This is a genomic window from Mycobacterium sp. NGS41 (genome assembly GCF_059812725.1).
In genome coordinates this window covers 213513-230075 of record NZ_JCALDF010000003.1, presented here as the reverse complement: position 1 = coordinate 230075, position 16563 = coordinate 213513, and the positions used below count along the sequence as shown (strand labels likewise).

The 16563-nt window shown below is 64.9% G+C and carries 25 protein-coding genes; 1 reads left to right on the top strand and 24 read right to left on the bottom strand.

What is annotated here, in order from left to right; genetic code table 11:
* Positions 1–59 precede the first annotated feature (59 nt).
* A complete protein-coding gene (locus tag AC5Y21_RS04980; RefSeq protein WP_499910013.1) occupies positions 60–1289 on the top strand; it encodes a serine hydrolase domain-containing protein in 1230 nt (409 codons plus the stop codon).
* A gap of 91 nt (positions 1290–1380) precedes the next feature.
* Here AC5Y21_RS04980 and rplO read toward each other — a convergent pair whose 3' ends face one another.
* The 24 genes from rplO to rpsJ all read right to left on the bottom strand — a co-directional run bounded on the left by rplO (position 1381) and on the right by rpsJ (position 16447).
* The gene (rplO, locus tag AC5Y21_RS04975; protein WP_499910011.1) at positions 1381–1821 is read right to left on the bottom strand and encodes a 50S ribosomal protein L15; all 441 of its coding nucleotides are present in this window, start codon (positions 1819–1821) and stop codon (positions 1381–1383) included.
* On the bottom strand, positions 1818–2012 hold the full coding sequence (rpmD, locus tag AC5Y21_RS04970) for a 50S ribosomal protein L30 (protein ID WP_499910009.1): 195 nt from the start codon (positions 2010–2012) through the stop codon (positions 1818–1820). Before rpmD ends, rplO begins: the two co-directional genes overlap by 4 nt.
* Positions 2009–2695 carry a 30S ribosomal protein S5 gene (gene rpsE / locus AC5Y21_RS04965; protein WP_499910008.1) on the bottom strand — a complete coding sequence of 229 codons (687 nt, stop codon included), beginning with the start codon at positions 2693–2695 and terminating at the stop codon, positions 2009–2011. The genes rpmD and rpsE overlap by 4 nt, the downstream gene beginning before the upstream one ends.
* Positions 2696–2732: 37 nt before the next feature.
* Positions 2733–3140, bottom strand: a complete 408-nt coding sequence (gene rplR / locus AC5Y21_RS04960; protein ID WP_499910006.1) for a 50S ribosomal protein L18 — start codon at positions 3138–3140, stop codon at positions 2733–2735.
* A gap of 2 nt (positions 3141–3142) precedes the next feature.
* On the bottom strand, positions 3143–3682 hold the full coding sequence (rplF, locus tag AC5Y21_RS04955; protein ID WP_499910004.1) for a 50S ribosomal protein L6: 540 nt from the start codon (positions 3680–3682) through the stop codon (positions 3143–3145).
* Positions 3683–3692: 10 nt separating this feature from the next.
* Positions 3693–4091, bottom strand: a complete 399-nt coding sequence (gene rpsH, locus AC5Y21_RS04950; RefSeq protein ID WP_499910002.1) for a 30S ribosomal protein S8 — start codon at positions 4089–4091, stop codon at positions 3693–3695.
* An 82-nt stretch (positions 4092–4173) separates the two neighbouring features.
* On the bottom strand, positions 4174–4359 hold the full coding sequence (locus AC5Y21_RS04945) for a type Z 30S ribosomal protein S14 (RefSeq protein ID WP_499909999.1): 186 nt from the start codon (positions 4357–4359) through the stop codon (positions 4174–4176).
* A 4-nt stretch (positions 4360–4363) separates the two neighbouring features.
* Entirely contained in the window at positions 4364–4936 is a 573-nt protein-coding gene (rplE, locus tag AC5Y21_RS04940; RefSeq protein ID WP_499909997.1) for a 50S ribosomal protein L5, read from the bottom strand.
* Positions 4936–5253, bottom strand: coding sequence for a 50S ribosomal protein L24 (gene rplX, locus AC5Y21_RS04935; RefSeq protein WP_499909995.1), 318 nt, complete (start codon positions 5251–5253; stop codon positions 4936–4938). Before rplX ends, rplE begins: the two co-directional genes overlap by 1 nt.
* The gene (rplN, locus tag AC5Y21_RS04930) at positions 5254–5622 is read right to left on the bottom strand and encodes a 50S ribosomal protein L14 (RefSeq protein WP_003403649.1); all 369 of its coding nucleotides are present in this window, start codon (positions 5620–5622) and stop codon (positions 5254–5256) included. It abuts the gene before it with no gap.
* Between the two features lie 274 nt (positions 5623–5896).
* Entirely contained in the window at positions 5897–6238 is a 342-nt protein-coding gene (locus AC5Y21_RS04925) for a hypothetical protein (protein ID WP_499909993.1), read from the bottom strand.
* Between the two features lie 531 nt (positions 6239–6769).
* Positions 6770–7648: a formylglycine-generating enzyme family protein gene (locus AC5Y21_RS04920; protein WP_499909991.1), complete on the bottom strand. Its 879-nt coding sequence runs from the start codon at positions 7646–7648 to the stop codon at positions 6770–6772.
* 128 nt (positions 7649–7776) lie between these two features.
* Positions 7777–10134 (bottom strand): arylsulfatase, encoded by a 2358-nt coding sequence (locus AC5Y21_RS04915; protein ID WP_499909989.1) that lies wholly within the window; start codon positions 10132–10134, stop codon positions 7777–7779.
* 665 nt (positions 10135–10799) lie between these two features.
* Positions 10800–11240 (bottom strand): 30S ribosomal protein S17, encoded by a 441-nt coding sequence (gene rpsQ / locus AC5Y21_RS04910; protein WP_499909987.1) that lies wholly within the window; start codon positions 11238–11240, stop codon positions 10800–10802.
* Positions 11237–11488, bottom strand: a complete 252-nt coding sequence (gene rpmC, locus AC5Y21_RS04905; protein ID WP_499909985.1) for a 50S ribosomal protein L29 — start codon at positions 11486–11488, stop codon at positions 11237–11239. Before rpmC ends, rpsQ begins: the two co-directional genes overlap by 4 nt.
* Complete coding sequence (gene rplP, locus AC5Y21_RS04900; RefSeq protein ID WP_499909982.1) at positions 11488–11904, bottom strand: 50S ribosomal protein L16; 417 nt, start codon at positions 11902–11904, stop codon at positions 11488–11490. Before rplP ends, rpmC begins: the two co-directional genes overlap by 1 nt.
* Positions 11905–11907: 3 nt before the next feature.
* Positions 11908–12744: a 30S ribosomal protein S3 gene (gene rpsC, locus AC5Y21_RS04895; RefSeq protein ID WP_499909981.1), complete on the bottom strand. Its 837-nt coding sequence runs from the start codon at positions 12742–12744 to the stop codon at positions 11908–11910.
* Positions 12744–13307 (bottom strand): 50S ribosomal protein L22, encoded by a 564-nt coding sequence (rplV, locus tag AC5Y21_RS04890; RefSeq protein WP_499909980.1) that lies wholly within the window; start codon positions 13305–13307, stop codon positions 12744–12746. Before rplV ends, rpsC begins: the two co-directional genes overlap by 1 nt.
* Complete coding sequence (gene rpsS / locus AC5Y21_RS04885; protein WP_003892827.1) at positions 13304–13585, bottom strand: 30S ribosomal protein S19; 282 nt, start codon at positions 13583–13585, stop codon at positions 13304–13306. Before rpsS ends, rplV begins: the two co-directional genes overlap by 4 nt.
* Before the next feature lie 22 nt (positions 13586–13607).
* Positions 13608–14450 carry a 50S ribosomal protein L2 gene (gene rplB / locus AC5Y21_RS04880; protein WP_499909978.1) on the bottom strand — a complete coding sequence of 281 codons (843 nt, stop codon included), beginning with the start codon at positions 14448–14450 and terminating at the stop codon, positions 13608–13610.
* A gap of 29 nt (positions 14451–14479) precedes the next feature.
* Positions 14480–14782, bottom strand: coding sequence for a 50S ribosomal protein L23 (gene rplW, locus AC5Y21_RS04875; RefSeq protein ID WP_499909976.1), 303 nt, complete (start codon positions 14780–14782; stop codon positions 14480–14482).
* Positions 14782–15474: a 50S ribosomal protein L4 gene (rplD, locus tag AC5Y21_RS04870; protein WP_499909974.1), complete on the bottom strand. Its 693-nt coding sequence runs from the start codon at positions 15472–15474 to the stop codon at positions 14782–14784. Before rplD ends, rplW begins: the two co-directional genes overlap by 1 nt.
* Positions 15474–16124, bottom strand: a complete 651-nt coding sequence (gene rplC, locus AC5Y21_RS04865) for a 50S ribosomal protein L3 (RefSeq protein ID WP_499909972.1) — start codon at positions 16122–16124, stop codon at positions 15474–15476. Before rplC ends, rplD begins: the two co-directional genes overlap by 1 nt.
* A gap of 17 nt (positions 16125–16141) precedes the next feature.
* Positions 16142–16447, bottom strand: a complete 306-nt coding sequence (rpsJ, locus tag AC5Y21_RS04860; RefSeq protein WP_003873519.1) for a 30S ribosomal protein S10 — start codon at positions 16445–16447, stop codon at positions 16142–16144.
* Positions 16448–16563 lie beyond the last annotated feature (116 nt).

Sequence of the window (16563 nt, the reverse complement as noted above, 5' to 3'; positions counted from 1 at the left end):
AAGCCCCCGACACGCCGAGCGCGCGGGCGCTTTTGCGTCTGCTCAGGTATAACCATTCGATGGTCCTCAAGGTCAGCGTGTCACCGGATCTGGTCGGCGGAAGCGTCGACGAGGGATACGGCAAAGTCGCCGATGCGTTCCGCGCCAACTTCGCCCGCGGACATGAAATCGGCGCCGCTGTCGCGGTCTATCGTGACGGCGCCAAAGTAGTCGACCTGTGGGGCGGCTACCGCAACGGCATCAGCAAGGTGTCGTGGCAGCACGACACCATGGTGAACATGTTCTCGACGACCAAAGGTGTTGCGTCCCTCGCCGTCGCCGTCGCTGCCTCCCGCGGACTGATCTCCTATGACACCAAGGTCGCCGACTACTGGCCGGAGTTCGCGCAGGCCGGCAAGTCCGAGGTGACGGTGCGGCAGCTGCTGTCTCATCAAGCCGGACTGCCCGCGCTGGATGCGCCGCTGCGGTTGGCCGACCTGGCCGACCCGGACCGGCTGTCGGCGGTGCTGTCGGCGCAAGCCCCGGCCTGGACCCCCGGGACACGGCATGGCTATCACGCGCTGACCCTGGGCTGGTATGAATCCGAACTCATCCGCCACGCTGATCCGGCGGCTCGCACACTGGGCCGGTTCTTCGCCGACGAGGTCGCCGGCCCGCTCGGCCTGGACCTGCACATCGGATTGCCCGCGTCGGTTGACCGGGACCGCGTCGCGCAGTTGCACGGCTGGCGTCGCGTGGAAGCGCTGTTGCACCTCAATACGTTGCCGCCTCGACTCGCCCTGGCCCTATTCAATCCCGTCGGCCTCACCGCCCGGAGTGTCAACCTGCCCAACGATATCGACGTGATGACCGAATTCAACCGCGAAGAGGTGCGCACGGTCGAGATGCCGGCAGCCAACGGAATTGGCACCGCCCGATCGGTCGCCAAGGCGTACGGCTGCGCTGCTACCGGCGGTAGCGAACTCGGCTTAGCCCCAACCACTCTCGACGCGCTGACTGAGCCGGCAGTCACGCCGACCCACGGAGTACGCGACATGGTGCTACACGTCGATTCGGTATTCTCGCTGGGCTACTGCAAACCGGTGCCGCACTTCCGGTTTGGTTCCTCCGACAAGGCTTTCGGCACGCCCGGCCTCGGCGGGTCGTTCGGGTTCGCTGACCCCGACACCGGCGTGGGATTCGCCTACGTGATGAACCGGCTGGGTTTCCACCTGTGGAGCGATCCGCGAGAAATCGCCCTGCGTCAGTCCCTGTTCCGCGACGTGCTCGGCGTCAGACCACAGACTTAACTTGCGCGAGCAGACGCAAAATCGCACAAATCCGATGGATCGAATGCGATTTTGCGTCTGCTCGCGAGGGGGAGGTGCCCCGCTCGCGGTACTAAAGTTCGGTAGCCGAGCCGCCGGCGGCGGTGATCTTTTCGCGCGCACTGCCGCTGAACTTGTGCGCCGACAAGTCCACCTTGACGGTCAGTTTCCCGTCGCCGAGGACCTTGACCAGAGAGTTCTTGCGAACGGCGCCCTTGGCCACCAGTTCGTCCACACCGACGGCACCGCCCTCGGGGAACAGCCGGTTGATGTCGCCGACGTTGACGATCTCGTACTCGGTGCGGAACCGATTGCGAAATCCCTTCAGCTTGGGCAGCCGCATGTGGATGGGCATCTGCCCGCCCTCGAAGGTCGCCGGCACGTTCTTGCGGGCCTTGGTGCCCTTCGTGCCACGGCCCGCGGTCTTGCCTTTCGAGCCATCGCCACGACCGACACGGGTACGTGCGGTCTTCGCGCCGCGCGCGGGCCGCAAGTCGTGCAGCTTGATCGTCATTTGGCGTCACCTCCAGCCGGCTCCACCTCGACGAGGTGTCGCACCACCGCAATCAGCCCGCGAGTTTGTGGGTCGTCCTCGCGGATCACCGAATGCCGAATCCGTCGCAGGCCCAGCGTGCGCAGGCTCTCGCGCTGTTTCCAGCGTGCCCCGATCGTGCTGCGCACCTGGGTGATCTTCAGTTGGCTCATGGCTGTGCCGTTCCTTCCCGGCCCCCTGAATTGAGAGCGGCACTGGCCAGCGCTTCACTTTCGCGGCGCGCCTTGAGCATCCCGGCGGGGGCGACGTCTTCGATCGGCAGTCCGCGACGGGCGGCCACCTCCTCGGGACGCTGCAACAGCTTGAGTGCGGCCACGGTGGCGTGCACAACGTTGATCGCGTTGTCGCTGCCCAGCGACTTGGCCAGAATGTCGTGCACCCCAGCGCATTCCAGTACCGCGCGGGCCGCGCCGCCGGCAATCACACCGGTACCGGGGCTGGCCGGACGCAACAGCACCACGCCGGCGGCCGCCTCACCCTGAACCGGGTGAGTGATGGTGCTGCCGATCAGAGGCACCCGGAAGAAGCCCTTGCGGGCCTCCTCGACGCCCTTGGCGATCGCGGCCGGAACTTCCTTGGCCTTGCCGTAGCCGACACCGACCATGCCGTTGCCGTCACCCACGATGACCAACGCGGTGAAGCTGAAGCGACGACCACCTTTGACCACCTTGGAGACGCGGTTGATCGCGACAACCCGCTCGAGGTAGTTGCTCTTGTCGCCGTCACGGTCGCGACCGCGGCCGCCGCCGTCGCGCCGTCCGCGCGAGTCACGGCCGTCGCGCGAGTCGCGGCTATCGGCGCGGGTGTCTCCGGCGCCTGCCGACTGCTCCGCCATTATGCGGTCCTCCCGTTCATCAGGCCTGTGCTGTCCATCAGAAACTCAATCCGTTCTCGCGCGCGGCATCGGCCAGCGCCGCGATCCGTCCGCCGTAGGTGTAACCGCCGCGGTCGAACACCACGGTGTCGATACCGGCGGCCTTGGCGCGCTCGGCGATCAATTGACCGACCCGCACGCTGTGAGCCTTCTTGTCACCTTCCAGGCCGCGGACATCGGCCTCGATCGACGACGCGGCAGCCAAGGTGGTGCCGTTGAGGTCGTTCACCAATTGCACGTGTATGTGCCGCGCCGACCGGTGCACCACCAGCCTCGGGCGCTGCGCGGTGCCCGCGATTTTCTTGCGCAGCCGCGCGTGCCTGCGCAACCGGGAGACCCGCCGGTTCGCGGAGACGCTCTGCCCCGCCGACTTTCGCGCAGCCGTGTCAGCTTGTGATTGCGCCATGATTACTTACCTGTCTTTCCGACCTTGCGGCGGATCTGCTCGCCCTCGTAGCGCACGCCCTTGCCCTTGTACGGGTCGGGACGGCGCAGACGGCGGATGTTCGCCGAGATCTGGCCGACCTTCTGCTTGTCGATGCCCGAGACCGAAAACTTCGTCGGTGTCTGGACTGCGAACGTGATGCCTTCGGGTGCTTCGATTACGACCGGATGGCTGTATCCCAGTGCGAACTCGAGATTGCTGCCCTTGAGCTGCACCCGGTAACCGACGCCGAAGATCTCCATCTTGGTGGTGTAGCCCTCGGTCACACCAGTGACCAGATTGGACACCAAGGTGCGGGACAGTCCGTGCAATGAGCGGCTGCGCCGTTCGTCGTTCGGCCGTGAAACCACGATCGCGCCGTCGTCGTTGCGCGCCACCGTGATTGGCTCGGCGACCGTCAAACCCAGGGTGCCCTTGGGCCCCTTCACCGATACCTTCTGGCCGTCGATCGTGACGTCGACCCCGGCGGGGACCGGAACCGGCTGCTTACCAATGCGCGACATGCTTACTCCCTCACCACACGTACGCGAGGACTTCGCCGCCCACGCCCTGTCTGGCTGCCTGACGGTCGGTCAGCAGACCCGAGGAGGTCGAGATGATCGCCACCCCCAGGCCCCCGAGCACCCGCGGCAGGCTGGTGGATTTCGCGTACACCCGCAACCCCGGCTTGGACACCCGGCGCAGCCCGGCGATGCTGCGCTCGCGGCTCGGCCCGTACTTGAGCTGGATGACCAACGACTTGCCGACCCGAGCTTCCTCGGTGCGGTAATCGCTGATGTAGCCCTCTTTCTTGAGGATCTCGGCGATGTTGGCCTTGATCTTCGAGTGCGGCAACGTCACCTCGTCGTGGTACGCCGAATTGGCGTTGCGCAGACGGGTCAAGAAGTCTGCGATCGGATCCGTCATGGTCATGAAAGCGTCTGTAACCTTCCTCGCGGTGGTTCCCGGCCAAATATTCGACTTGGGGGCCTGTCGCGTTTTAGTCCTGTGCTTATTACCAGCTGCTCTTTTGCACGCCGGGCAACTCGCCGGCATGCGCCATCTCGCGCAGGCAGATCCTGCACAGCCCGAACTTGCGGTACACCGCGCGCGGGCGGCCGCACTTGCTGCAGCGGGTGTAGGCGCGCACTGCGAACCTGGGCTTCTTCGCCGCCTTGTTAACCAAAGCCTTCTTCGCCATTTAGTCAGTTCTCCTTGAACGGAAAGCCGAGGGCCCGCAACAGCGCTCGTCCTTCGTCGTCGTTCGTCGCCGAGGTGACGACGTTGATGTCCATGCCGCGGACCCGGTCGATCTTGTCCACGTCGATCTCGTGGAACACCGACTGCTCGGCCAGCCCGAACGTGTAGTTGCCGACACCGTCGAACTGCTTGGGCGAAAGCCCGCGGAAGTCGCGAATACGCGGGAGCGCGATCGAAGTGAGGCGGTCGAGGAACTCCCACATCCGGTCGCCCCGCAGGGTAACCCGGACACCGATCGGCATGCCTTCACGTAATTTGAACTGCGCGATGGACTTTCGCGCCTTACGGATCTCCGGCCGCTGCCCGGTAATCAGCGCCAAATCGTTGACCGCGCCGTTGATCAGCTTGGCGTCCCGGGCGGCTTCGCCGACCCCCATGTTCACGACGACCTTGGTCACCGTCGGGATCTGCATGACGTTGCCGTAGCCGAACTGCTTGTGCAGTTCATCCCGAATCTCGTTGCGGTAGCGCACCTTGAGGCGCGGCTGAACCTTCGCGGGGCTCTCGGTGGTAGTCATCAGATGTCCTTGCCATTGCGCTTGGAGATACGGACCCGCTTGCCGGTCTCCTCGTCCACCCGGTAGCCGATTCGGGTGGGCTTGCCGTCGGAGTCGACCACGATCACGTTGGATACGTGGATCGGGGCTTCCTGAGTGACGATTCCACCGGACCGGGAACCGCGCTGGTTGGTCGAAATCGCCGTGTGCTTCTTGATCCGGTTGACGCCCTCGACCAGCACCCGGTTCCGCTCCGGGTAGGCCTGCAGCACCTTGCCCTTGGCACCCTTGTCCTTGCCGGCGATGACGAGCACCGTGTCGCCTTTGTGGACCTTCATCTACAGCACCTCCGGGGCCAGCGAGATGATCTTCATGAATCGCTTCTCCCGCAGTTCGCGGCCGACCGGGCCGAAGATGCGGGTTCCGCGCGGGTCGTTGTCGGGCTTGATGATCACCGCTGCGTTCTCGTCGAACTTGATGTAACTGCCGTCGGGACGTCTGCGCTCCTTGACGGTGCGCACCACGACCGCTTTTACGACGTCTCCGCGCTTGACGTTGCCGCCGGGAATGGCGTCCTTGACGGTGGCGACGATGACGTCACCGATGCCGGCGTAACGCCGCGACGAGCCACCCAGCACGCGGATGCACAAGATCTCCTTGGCGCCGGTGTTGTCGGCGACCTTCAGCCGCGATTCCTGCTGAATCACTAGATCTCCTGACCTGGTTGACGTGTGCCCGGCAGGAACAGCTCGGTGAGCGTCGGTAACGCATGGCCCACCAAAAACCTGACGTGCGCGGTCTTTCTTTTGCCGAAGAGCACGCGGGGCCGATAGCGTTGACGCGCGACCAGCCGAGGTCTGCCCAAGGCAACCCCTAGAGTCTAGGCGAAGGCCAGCTCACAGCCAAATCTCCGGCCCACATCGAAGCGGCCCGGGCGACGTCGGTTCGGGGTGAGTTGGTCCTGTGGATGTGTCGGCTGGCTTATATGTGCCCGGGCATCCCGCCACCCATGTGGGGCATCCCTGCATCGATGTGCGGCATTCCGCCACCGATGTGCTCGTCAGGGAAGCCACCGATGTGCTCGTCGGGAATCCCGCCACCGATGTGCTCGTCGGGAATCCCGCCACCGATGTGCTCGTCAGGAATGCCGCCGATGCGGTCTTCCGGCGGTTCGGCCTCGATCGGAGGGACCGCGGCCGGCGGTGCTGCAGCGACAGCGTACGGACCTCCCGCACACACCGGGTCGGTAGGCATAGAGATGCATTTGGTATCGGCCGGACCGGTGGGACCGCCCCCGGCGGGAGCGATAACAGGGTCGCTCATGCACGCGGCTACCCATGACATCGTCGCGCATCTGGGATCCTCCGGGCTGGTGGGAAGACCAGGATCGGGATCGTCGACAGCGTGCGTACCGGACATACCTGCCAAGCCGGGCGATGCGTTCGCCGGAACAGTCGCACCCGCCGCGCCTAATCCAGTAAGTGCTAAAACCACCGCTGTTCTCGTCATCGCACCGCGGGCTCCCGAAGCCATCCCCCACCTCATTCATCGCTCCTAACGTGCGGACCCAAACGAGCCGGATTGACGTTTGCCGTTGCCGACACAACACTGCATATGGTCGCACGGCCGCCTGAACCAGGTAAAGGCGTAGATGTGTGTGAATGTGCGATAAGACGTCAATCGAACAATCGATTGTCTACGTCAGCGCAAATTTGCTGCAGTCAGCCGCTTTCCCAATTCGTGATTCCGATAGAACCGGGTATCGGACGGCAAGCCGGATTTACGCCATCGATGGCAGCTTGCGCGCGGAATGGTGCTCCCCGACAGCTGAGCTATGCGCCCACGGCCGGCTGTCTAGTCCGCCACGCAGCGAAACCCGATATGGGTGGTCGCGGTGTCCTGCGATTGGGGTGAGCGCGCCGCAGGACGGTAGCGGTGGCAATACTCCGGCGCGCACAGGTGCGAACCGCCCTTCAACGTCTGGTTGACGCTCGGATCTGGGGGCCCCGAGGGCGTGCAGCAAGCTTTGGGCGGCTGATCGAGCCGGTGCTGTCGCGAATACTCCGTGGCGGTCCACTCCCAGACGTTGCCGATCATGTCGACCAGGCCAAAACCATTGGCCGGAAACGTTCCGACCGGTGACGTTCCCACCCAGCCGAGCGCACCGTCGTTGCGGTAGGGAAAGCTGCCCTGCCAGGTGTTGGCCATCAGTCGACCGCCGGGTTGCGGCTCGTCACCCCAGGGGTAGGTGGTCGTGGCTCCGCCTCGGGCCGCGTACTCCCACTCGGCCTCGGTCGGCAGCCGTCTGCCGGCCCATCGCGCATAGGCCGCCGCGTCGGGATAAGCCACCTGCACGACCGGATGATCCGGCTTTCCTTCGACGTCGCTGTCCGGTCCGAAGGGATGCCGCCAGCTCGCACCCGTTGCCCAGTCCCACCACTGGCGCCAGTCGCGCAGGTCGACCGGCCCGGCCGCCGAACGAAACACCATTGCGCCTGCGCGCAAGTCATCGGGGTTCACCCCGGGGTACAGAGCTGGATCCAGAGGTTGCTCCGCGATGGTGACATAGCCTGTGGCACCGATGAATTCGGCGAACTGCGCGTTAGTCACCGGATGCCGCTCCACCGCAAAGGCACCGATCGTCACGGTGTGGACCGGCGCCTCCTCGGGATAGAAGTTCGTCGAACCCATGCGGAACGATCCGCCGGGCAGTTCAACCAACTCGGTGAGCACCACTTCAGGGTAGGACGGGTGGAAACGGTCCCGGGCACGGCCTCGGATACCCGGGGTCGCTCGGCGCGGCGGTACGGGGGGCGACCAACATTCGGCGTCGCAGTGGGTTTAGTGCCTGCGCGGCCTAATCAATCGCGTGAAAACGCAAGCGCCATTTCTGATTCCACGTCCTCATATGGCCGGCCGGACAGGTCGATGGTGACCTGCGCGATGGTGCCGCCGGTAAAGGCGAACGGCGCCTTGTAGCGACTGGACACTCCGGAACCGCCATTGCGTCCTACCGTGATGCCTGCGCCGGCCAGTCCGAACGTTCCCGGGTGTGTCGTCACATCGGGGAGCGTTTCGACCGCGTTGTGGTCGAAGTACAGCGCGAGTTCGCCCAGCGGCGTGTGGCTGTTCGGCACGGTTCCCGTCCGCGAATACCGGACGCCGAACAAATGTCTGCCCAGCGGGATCGGGCCGGGTGAAGAGATCAGCTGTTGGCGCTCACCGAGGAAGTTGTAGACGTAGTGCAGGCGGCCGTCCTGGATGAAAAGCACATGCCCGCCGTGGGCGCCGCCCTGCTTGAACAGCACACCTTCGGCCCCGGTGGTATCCACGGTCACATCCGCCAGCACAGCGAACGAACGGCCGCGAATCTCGGCGCCAGCACCGATCCCGACGTCCGCGCAGTCGGGATAGTAGATGTAGGTGTCTCGTTCGCCGACCAGGTAGGGGCGCGACCGCATCAGCGTTTCCATGATGTTCAGGTCGGCCAGCGGGAGACCGTTGTACTTGTCGGCCTCGGAAAACCACAGGGCCTTAAGCTCTTCCAGCTTTTCGGGGTGCTCGGCGGCCAAGTCGTGGCACTGGCTGCGATCTTGGGCGATGTGGAACAGTTCCCAGCGGTCTTGGTCGAAGTGCGACCAGCCTGCGGGCGTGGCTGCATGCACGGTGTTGGCGAACCAGCCGTCGTGCCAGATCCCGCGAGTACCCAGCATGACGTAGAACTGGGTCTTCTTACCGGTGTCGGCAGCCGGATCTTCAAGGGCAGCTTTGAAACTCACGCCGTCCAGCGGCTTCTGTGGGATGCCTTTGACGGTTTCCGGCGCCGTCATGTCCAGCAGGTCGTAGACGGTTGGGGTGATGTCGCTGACGTTGACGTAGTTGTCGCGGACCTCACCGTGGGCCGCAATACCGTTGGGCCAGGAGATGATTGCGGTGTCGGCGATACCGCCTTCGTGCGAGGCGTAGCGCTTGTACAGCTTGTAGGGCGTGTTGAAGGCCATCGCCCACCCGATCGGGTAGTGGTTGTAGGTCTCGGGCCCACCGAGGTGGTCGAAGAGCTTCATGCTCTCTTCGACGGTGTCGATGTACCCGTTGAAGAACTTGCCTTCGTTGACGGATCCGTTCGGGCCGCCTTCGCCGCTGGCGCCGTTGTCGGAGATGACCACGATGATGGTGTCGTCCAGTTGGCCGGACTCCTCGAGGTAGTCCAAGATCCTGCCGATCTGGGCATCGGTGTAGCTCAGGAAGCCTGCGAACACCTCGGCCATCCGGCTGAAGAGTTTCTTCTCTTCGTCGCTGAGGGAATCCCACGGCCGCACCGTGTCCTGCAGCGGCCAGGGCTCGCCTTGCGGTCCCGTCACGTCGAGATACGGGTTGACGGGCGACAATTCGGTGTCCGACGGTACGATCCCCATCGACTTTTGCTTTTCCAGCACCATCTCGCGGTAGCGCTCGTAGCCCATGTCGAACTTGCCGGCATACTTGTCGGCCCACTCTTTGAAGACGTGATGCGGAGCGTGCCCGGCGCCGGGGCATACGTAGCTGAACCATGGCTTCTCGGGGGCAATCACCTTGGCGTCACGAATGAATTCGATTGTCTTGTCGGCGATGTCCTTCGACAGGTGGTAGCCGTCTTCCGGTGTGCCGGGCGGGTTTACCGGATGGTTGTCGTACACCAGGTCCGGGTACCACTGGTCGGTTTCGCCGCCCATGAACCCGTAGAAGCGTTCGAAGCCGCGGGAGTTGGGCCAGTGCCGCTTGGTCGACGCCATGCTGGACTCTTCCAGCGGTGTCAGGTGCCACTTGCCGACGCAATAGGTGTTGTAGCCGCGTTCATTCAGCACCTCGGAAAGCAGCGCGGTGTCGGCCGAGATACGGCCGTTGCAGTTGGGGAAGCCGTCGGTGAACTCCTCGATAGTGGCCATGCCGACGGTGGTCGCATTGCGACCGGTCAGCAGCGACGCCCGAGTCGGTGAGCACAGCGCTGTGGTATGAAACTGCGTCAAGCGAACACCGCGTTGGGCGATCCGCGTCATCGCGGGCATCTCGACCAAGCCGCCGAAGCAGTCCCAGGTCGCAATGCCGGTGTCATCCCACACCAGGTAGAGGATGTTCGGCGAGTTCTCCGGAGCGGTTGGCGCTGCGTACGGGCCCCAATCCGCTTCCGAGTTGCGAATATCCAGCTCGATCTTGCCTTGGAACTCGGTGGACCCAGTCATTACGCCAGCCTCACTCCCTTGGAGGACTTAAGTGGACTTACCGAATGTCCGTGGACATTACACGCGCCAGGTAGTAATTAGATGAGGATTTCCAGGAGCGGGACCACATCGGCCTGCGTGCCGTCTGTCGGATGTGAGCCCAGGGTATTGGGCGTGAGCCCAGGGCGTTGCGGGTGAACACTGGGCGTTGGGCGTGAAGTTACGGCTTTGCGGGTGAACACTAGGCGGGATCAATTCGGTTTCTCCACCCTGGCTTCACTCCCGACGCCCAGGTTTCACGCTCAACGCCCAGGTTTCACGCTCAACCCCGCCGGCCCGGCCGCGGCGTCAGTGAGCCCAGGGCATTGGGCGTGAGCCCAGGGCGTTGGGCGTGAGCCCAGGGCGTTGGGCGTGAGCCCAGGGCGTTGGGCGTGAGCCCAGGGCGTTGCGGGTGAACACTGGACGGGATCTCGTCGATTCTCCACCCTGGCTTCACTGCCGACGCCCAGTGTTCACGCTCAACGCCCAGGTTTCACGCTCAAGGCCGCCGTCCCGGCCGCGGCGTCAGCGTGAGCAATGAACGCCGACGACGCACACTCATCGCCGAACCACAGCCGGTTGCCGAGCAGACGCAAAAGCCCCCGACACGCCGCGCGTGCGGGGGCTTTTGCGTCTGCTCGCCGAAGTTACTTGGCCTTCTCCAGGATCTCGACCAGCCGCCAGCGCTTCGTCGCCGACAGCGGACGCGTCTCCATCAGCGAGACGCGGTCGCCGATGCCGGCGGAGCTGTTCTCGTCGTGCGCCTTGACCTTCTTGGTGGTGCGGATGATCTTGCCGTACAACGGGTGACGCATACGGTCTTCCAGCTCGACCACGATGGTCTTCTGCATCTTGTCGCTCACCACATAGCCGATGCGCGTCTTACGGCGCCCACGCGTCTTCGGCGTGGCCGGAGTGTGCCTGGGGCCCTTATCTTTCGACGCGACGTCCTTGGCGGTGACGTCCTTGGCGGCGGCGGCCTTGGCCGGGGCGGCCTTCTTCGCGGCTGTCTTCGCCGGAGCGGCTTTGGCCGCCGAGGACCCGGCCTTGTCGGCGGCCTTGGCGGGGGGCTTAGCTTCTGCCATCACGATTCCTTACCGTCGGGACCATCGGCACCATCAGGCCCAGATGCCAGACCCAGTTCTCGTTCGCGCAGCACGGTGTAGACGCGCGCGATTTCCTGACGCACCGTGCGGAGCCGGCGGTTGTTGTTGAGCTGACCGGTCGCCAACTGGAAGCGCAGGTTGAACAGCTCTTCCTTGGATTCACGCAGGCGCTCGGTCAGCTCCTCGTCGGTGAGCTCACGCAGTTCGCCAGGGGAAACTCCCACTGCCATCAGAACTGCTCCTCTCGGGTCACGATGCGTGCCTTTATCGGCAACTTGTGGATCGCCCGGGTGAGCGCCGCGCGGGCGGTCTGCTCGTTGGGGTAGCTGAGCTCGAACAGCACCCGGCCGGGCTTGACGTTCACCACCCACCACTCCGGAGAGCCCTTACCCGAACCCATCCGAGTCTCGGCGGGCTTCTTGGTCAGCGGACGGTCCGGAAAGACGTTGATCCACACCTTGCCGCCACGCTTGATGTGCCGGTTGATGGCGATACGAGCGGACTCGATCTGCCGGTTGGTGACATAGGCGTGCTCAAGAGCCTGGATGCCGTAGTCGCCGAAGTTCACCGACGTCCCGCCGCTGGCGATGCCGCGCTGGCGGGGATGGTGCTGCTTACGGTGTTTAACCTTGCGGGGAATCAACATGATTCAGCTCTCCGTGCTCTGCGGTTCGAGGGCAGGCGCGCCATCCCCTGAGCCCGCGGGTGCAGACTCTTCGCCACCCGCTGCCCGTCCGGCCTCGGTACTGGTCGCGGTGGTACCCGACGCGCCACTGCGGCGCGGACGCGTGCCCGACGGCCGCTCGCGACGCGGACGATCGGCACCCGCCGGCGCGGCCGCGGCCAATTCCCGCTTGCCACCGACGATGTCGCCCTTGTAGATCCACACCTTCACGCCGATCCGGCCGAAGGTGGTCTTGGCCTCGTAAAGGCCATAGTCGATGTCGGCACGCAGGGTGTGCAGCGGCACCCGCCCCTCGCGGTAGAACTCCGAACGGCTCATCTCGGCCCCACCGAGACGGCCAGAGCACTGCACCCGAATGCCCTTGACGTTGGGCTGGCGCATCGCCGACTGGATGGCCTTACGCATCGCGCGACGGAACGCCACCCGGTTGCTCAACTGCTCGGCGACGCCCTGGGCCACCAATTGTGCTTGCGACTCCGGGTTTTTGACTTCGAGGATGTTGAGCTGGACCTGCTTGCCGGTCAGCTTTTCCAGGTCGGCGCGGATCCGGTCGGCCTCGGTGCCACGACGGCCGATGACGATGCCCGGACGGGCGGTGTGGATGTCCACCCGAACCCGGTCGCGGGTGCGCTCGATCTCCACGTCGGCGATCCCCGCGCGCTCCAGGCCGGTGGACAGCAGCCGGCGGATCGCGACGTCTTCCTTGACGTACTCCGCGTACTGCTTGTCGGCATACCAACGCGACTTCCAGTCGGTAGTGATGCCCAGCCGGAAGCCGTGCGGATTGATCTTCTGGCCCACTAGTCTGAGCCTCCCTTCGCTTCAGAAGCCTCAGAAGCCTTGGCGGGCGCCTTTTTTGCGGGCGCTTTCGTGGCCGCCTTCTTGGCCGGCGCCTTGTTGGCCGGGGATGTCGCGGCCTTGGCTGCCTTCTTGGCGGGTGCCTTCGCGGCGGCCTTGCTGCCCTCGGCGCGACGGGCCCTCGACGACTTCGACGAACGCTGGTCCTTACTCGGCCGGCTCTCCAAAATCACGGTGATGTGGCTGGTGCGCCTGCGGATCCGGAACGCGCGCCCCTGAGCACGCGGACGGATGCGCTTGGCGGTCGGGCCCTCGTCGGCGTACACGGTGGCCACCACCAGGGTCGCCGGATCCAGCCCGTTGTTGTTCTGAGCGTTGGCCGCGGCACTGGCGATCACCTTGGCCACCGGCTCGCTGGCGGCCTGCGGCGCCCAGCGCAGGATGTCCAGCGCATCTTCGACCGACCGGCCGCGCACCAGGTCGATCACCCGGCGCGCCTTTCTCGGCGACACCCGCACGAACCGCGCCTTGGCGGTCGCCGACGGATATTCGGTAGTGGTGGTCATCGCCGTTTACTCTTTCGGTCGTCCTTGATGTGTCCCTTGAAGGTGCGCGTCGGCGCGAATTCACCAAGTTTGTGGCCCACCATCGCCTCCGTGACGAAGACCGGCACGTGCTTGCGTCCGTCGTGCACCGCAAAGGTGTGGCCGATGAAGTCCGGGATGATGGTCGAGCGCCGGGACCAGGTCTTGATGACCTGCTTGGTGTTCTTCTCGTTCTGCACGTCGACCTTCTTGAGCAGATGGTCGTCGACGAACGGGCCCTTCTTCAGGCTGCGTGGCATGGTTGGCTACTCCTGAACTTCCCTAGCGAGAGTGCTTCTTGCCGGTGCGCCGGCGTCGGACGATGAGCTTGTTGCTCTGCTTGTTCGGATGACGGGTCCGGCCCTCGGGCTTGCCCCACGGGCTGACCGGGTGACGACCACCGGAGGTCTTGCCCTCACCACCACCGTGCGGGTGGTCCACCGGGTTCATCACGACACCCCGGACCGACGGACGCTTGCCTTTCCACCGCATCCGGCCGGCCTTGCCCCAGTTGATGTTTGCCTGCTCGGCGTTGCCCACCGTTCCGACCGTGGCGCGGCAGCGCACGTCGACGCGGCGGATCTCACCGCTGGGCATCCGCAGCGACGCGTAAGTGCCCTCCTTGCCGAGCAGCTGGATGCTCGAACCGGCCGAGCGCGCGAGCTTGGCGCCACCGCCCGGCCGCAGTTCCACGGCGTGGATCAAGGTACCCGCCGGGATATTGCGCATCGGCAGGTTGTTGCCCGGCTTGATGTCGGCGTTGGGACCCGACTCCACCACATCACCCTGCGAAAGCCCCTGCGGCGCAATGATGTAGCGCTTCTCGCCGTCTAGATAGTGGAGCAGTGCAATATTGGCGGTCCGGTTCGGGTCGTACTCGATGTGCGCGACCTTCGCGTTGACACCGTCTTTGTCGTTGCGACGGAAGTCGATGACCCGATACGCGCGCTTGTGGCCCCCGCCCTGGTGGCGAGTGGTGATCCGGCCGTGCGCATTGCGCCCACCCTTGCTGTGCAGCGGGCGCACCAATGACTTCTCCGGCTCTGACCGGGTGATCTCGGCGAAGTCGGACACGCTGGCGCCACGACGACCGGGAGTGGTCGGCTTGTACTTCCGAATTGCCATGTCTAATCAGGTCTTCCTTCTCGCGGCGGCTAGGCCGGTGCTCCGAACAGGTCGATCGGCTTGCTGCCCGGCGCCAGGGTGACGATGGCACGCTTGGTGCTCTTGCGCTTGCCGAATCCGGTCCTGGTGCGCTTGCGCTTGCCCTGGCGGTTGGCGGTGTTCACCGACGCGACCTTCACGGAGAAGATCTTCTCGACTGCGATCTTGATCTGCGTCTTGTTCGAGTCGGGGTGCACCACGAACGTGTACACGTTGTTGTCGAGCAGGCCGTAGGACTTCTCCGAGATGACCGGGGCCAGGATGATGTCGCGGGGGTCAGCGATGGTCGCCATCAGGCCGAAACCTCCTCGGGAGTAGCGGAGCCGGCGGCAGATTGAGCGGCGATGTAGGCGTTCAGCGCCTCGACGCTGAACACCACGTCGTCAGCACGCAGCACGTCATAGGTGTTGAGCTGGTCGGGCGCCAGGATGTGCACGCCGGGCAGGTTTCGCGCGCTCTTGGCGCCGGTTTCGTCGCTGCGGCCGATAACCACCAGCACCTGCTTGCGCTCTGTCAGAGTGCCCAGAAATGCCTTGGCGCTCTTGGTCGACGGGGTTTGGCCCGTCACCAGCTCGGTGACCGCGTGGATGCGCCCGTTGCGTGCCCGGTCGGACAACGCCCCTCGCAACGCCGCGGCGATCATCTTCTTCGGCGTGCGCTGGCTGTAGTCACGCGGCTTGGGGCCGTGCACGGTGCCGCCGCCGGTGAACTGCGGGGCTCGCGTCGAGCCCTGCCGGGCGCGGCCGGTCCCCTTCTGCCGGTAAGGCTTACGGCCACCGCCGCTGACCTCGCCGCGGGTCTTGGTCGAGTGCGTGCCCTGCCGTGCCGCCGCGCGCTGGGCGACGACAACCTGGTGCATCAGCGCGATATTCGCCGGAGCGTCGAAGAGCTCGGCCGGCAGCTCGACGGAGCCGTCGACTTTGCCGTCCGGGGTCTTGACGTCGATTTTGAGGGCGCTCGAGCCCTTCTCAGCCTTGGCCGCCATCACTTCTCACCTCGCTTGATCGCGGAGCGGACCATGACGAGTCCGCCGGTGCGGCCGGGGACCGCGCCCTTGATCAACAGCACGCCGTTCTCGGGATCGACCTTGTGCACCAACAGGTTCTGAACGGTCACCCGATCGTTACCCATCCGGCCGGACATCCGGGTGCCCTTGAACACACGTGCCGGAGTGGCGCAGCCGCCGATGGAACCCGGGCGGCGGTGCACCGCCTGAGCACCGTGGCTGGCGCCCTGGCCGCTGAAGCCGTGCCGCTTCATGGTCCCGGCGAAGCCCTTGCCCTTGGAGGTGCCCGTCACGTCGACGTAGGCGCCGTCGGCGAAGATCTCGGCCGTCAGCTCCTGGCCGACCTCGTATTCGGCGGTGTCCGAGTTGTCCAGCCGCAGCTCGGCCAGGTACCGGCGCGGGTTCACCCCAGCGGCGGCGTACTGGCCCGTCACCGGCTTGTTGACCTTCCGCGGGCTGATCTCGCCGTAGGCCAACTGGACGGCGCTATATCCGTCGAGCTCCGGGGTGCGGATGCGCGTCACCACGTTGGGCCCGGCCTTGACCACGGTCACCGGGACGACCCGGTTGTTTTCGTCGAACACCTGCGTCATGCCCAGCTTGGTACCCAGAATGCCTTTTCTTGCCATGAGTTCTGGATCTCCTACTACTGGATATTGACGTCGACACTGGCCGGAAGATCGATGCGCATGAGGGCGTCAACGGTCTTCGGCGTCGGATCGAGGATGTCGATCAACCGCTTGTGAGTACGCATTTCGAAGTGCTCTCGCGAGTCCTTGTACTTATGCGGAGAGCGGATGACGCAGTACACATTTTTTTCGGTCGGCAGCGGCACCGGCCCCACGACGCTGGCACCCGTGCGAACAACCGTCTCGACGATCTTCCGCGCCGAAGCGTCAATAGCCTCATGGTCGTAGGCCTTGAGCCTGATGCGGATCTTCTGTCCCGCCACGCTTCTTCTACCTCACTCCAATTTGAGGCCCGTGTCCGGACCTGATGCCTCCAGCGCGCCCGTTCGACCCAGGCCTATCCCGGGCCGAGTAGCGTCGCGCCGGATACTGCGCCGCT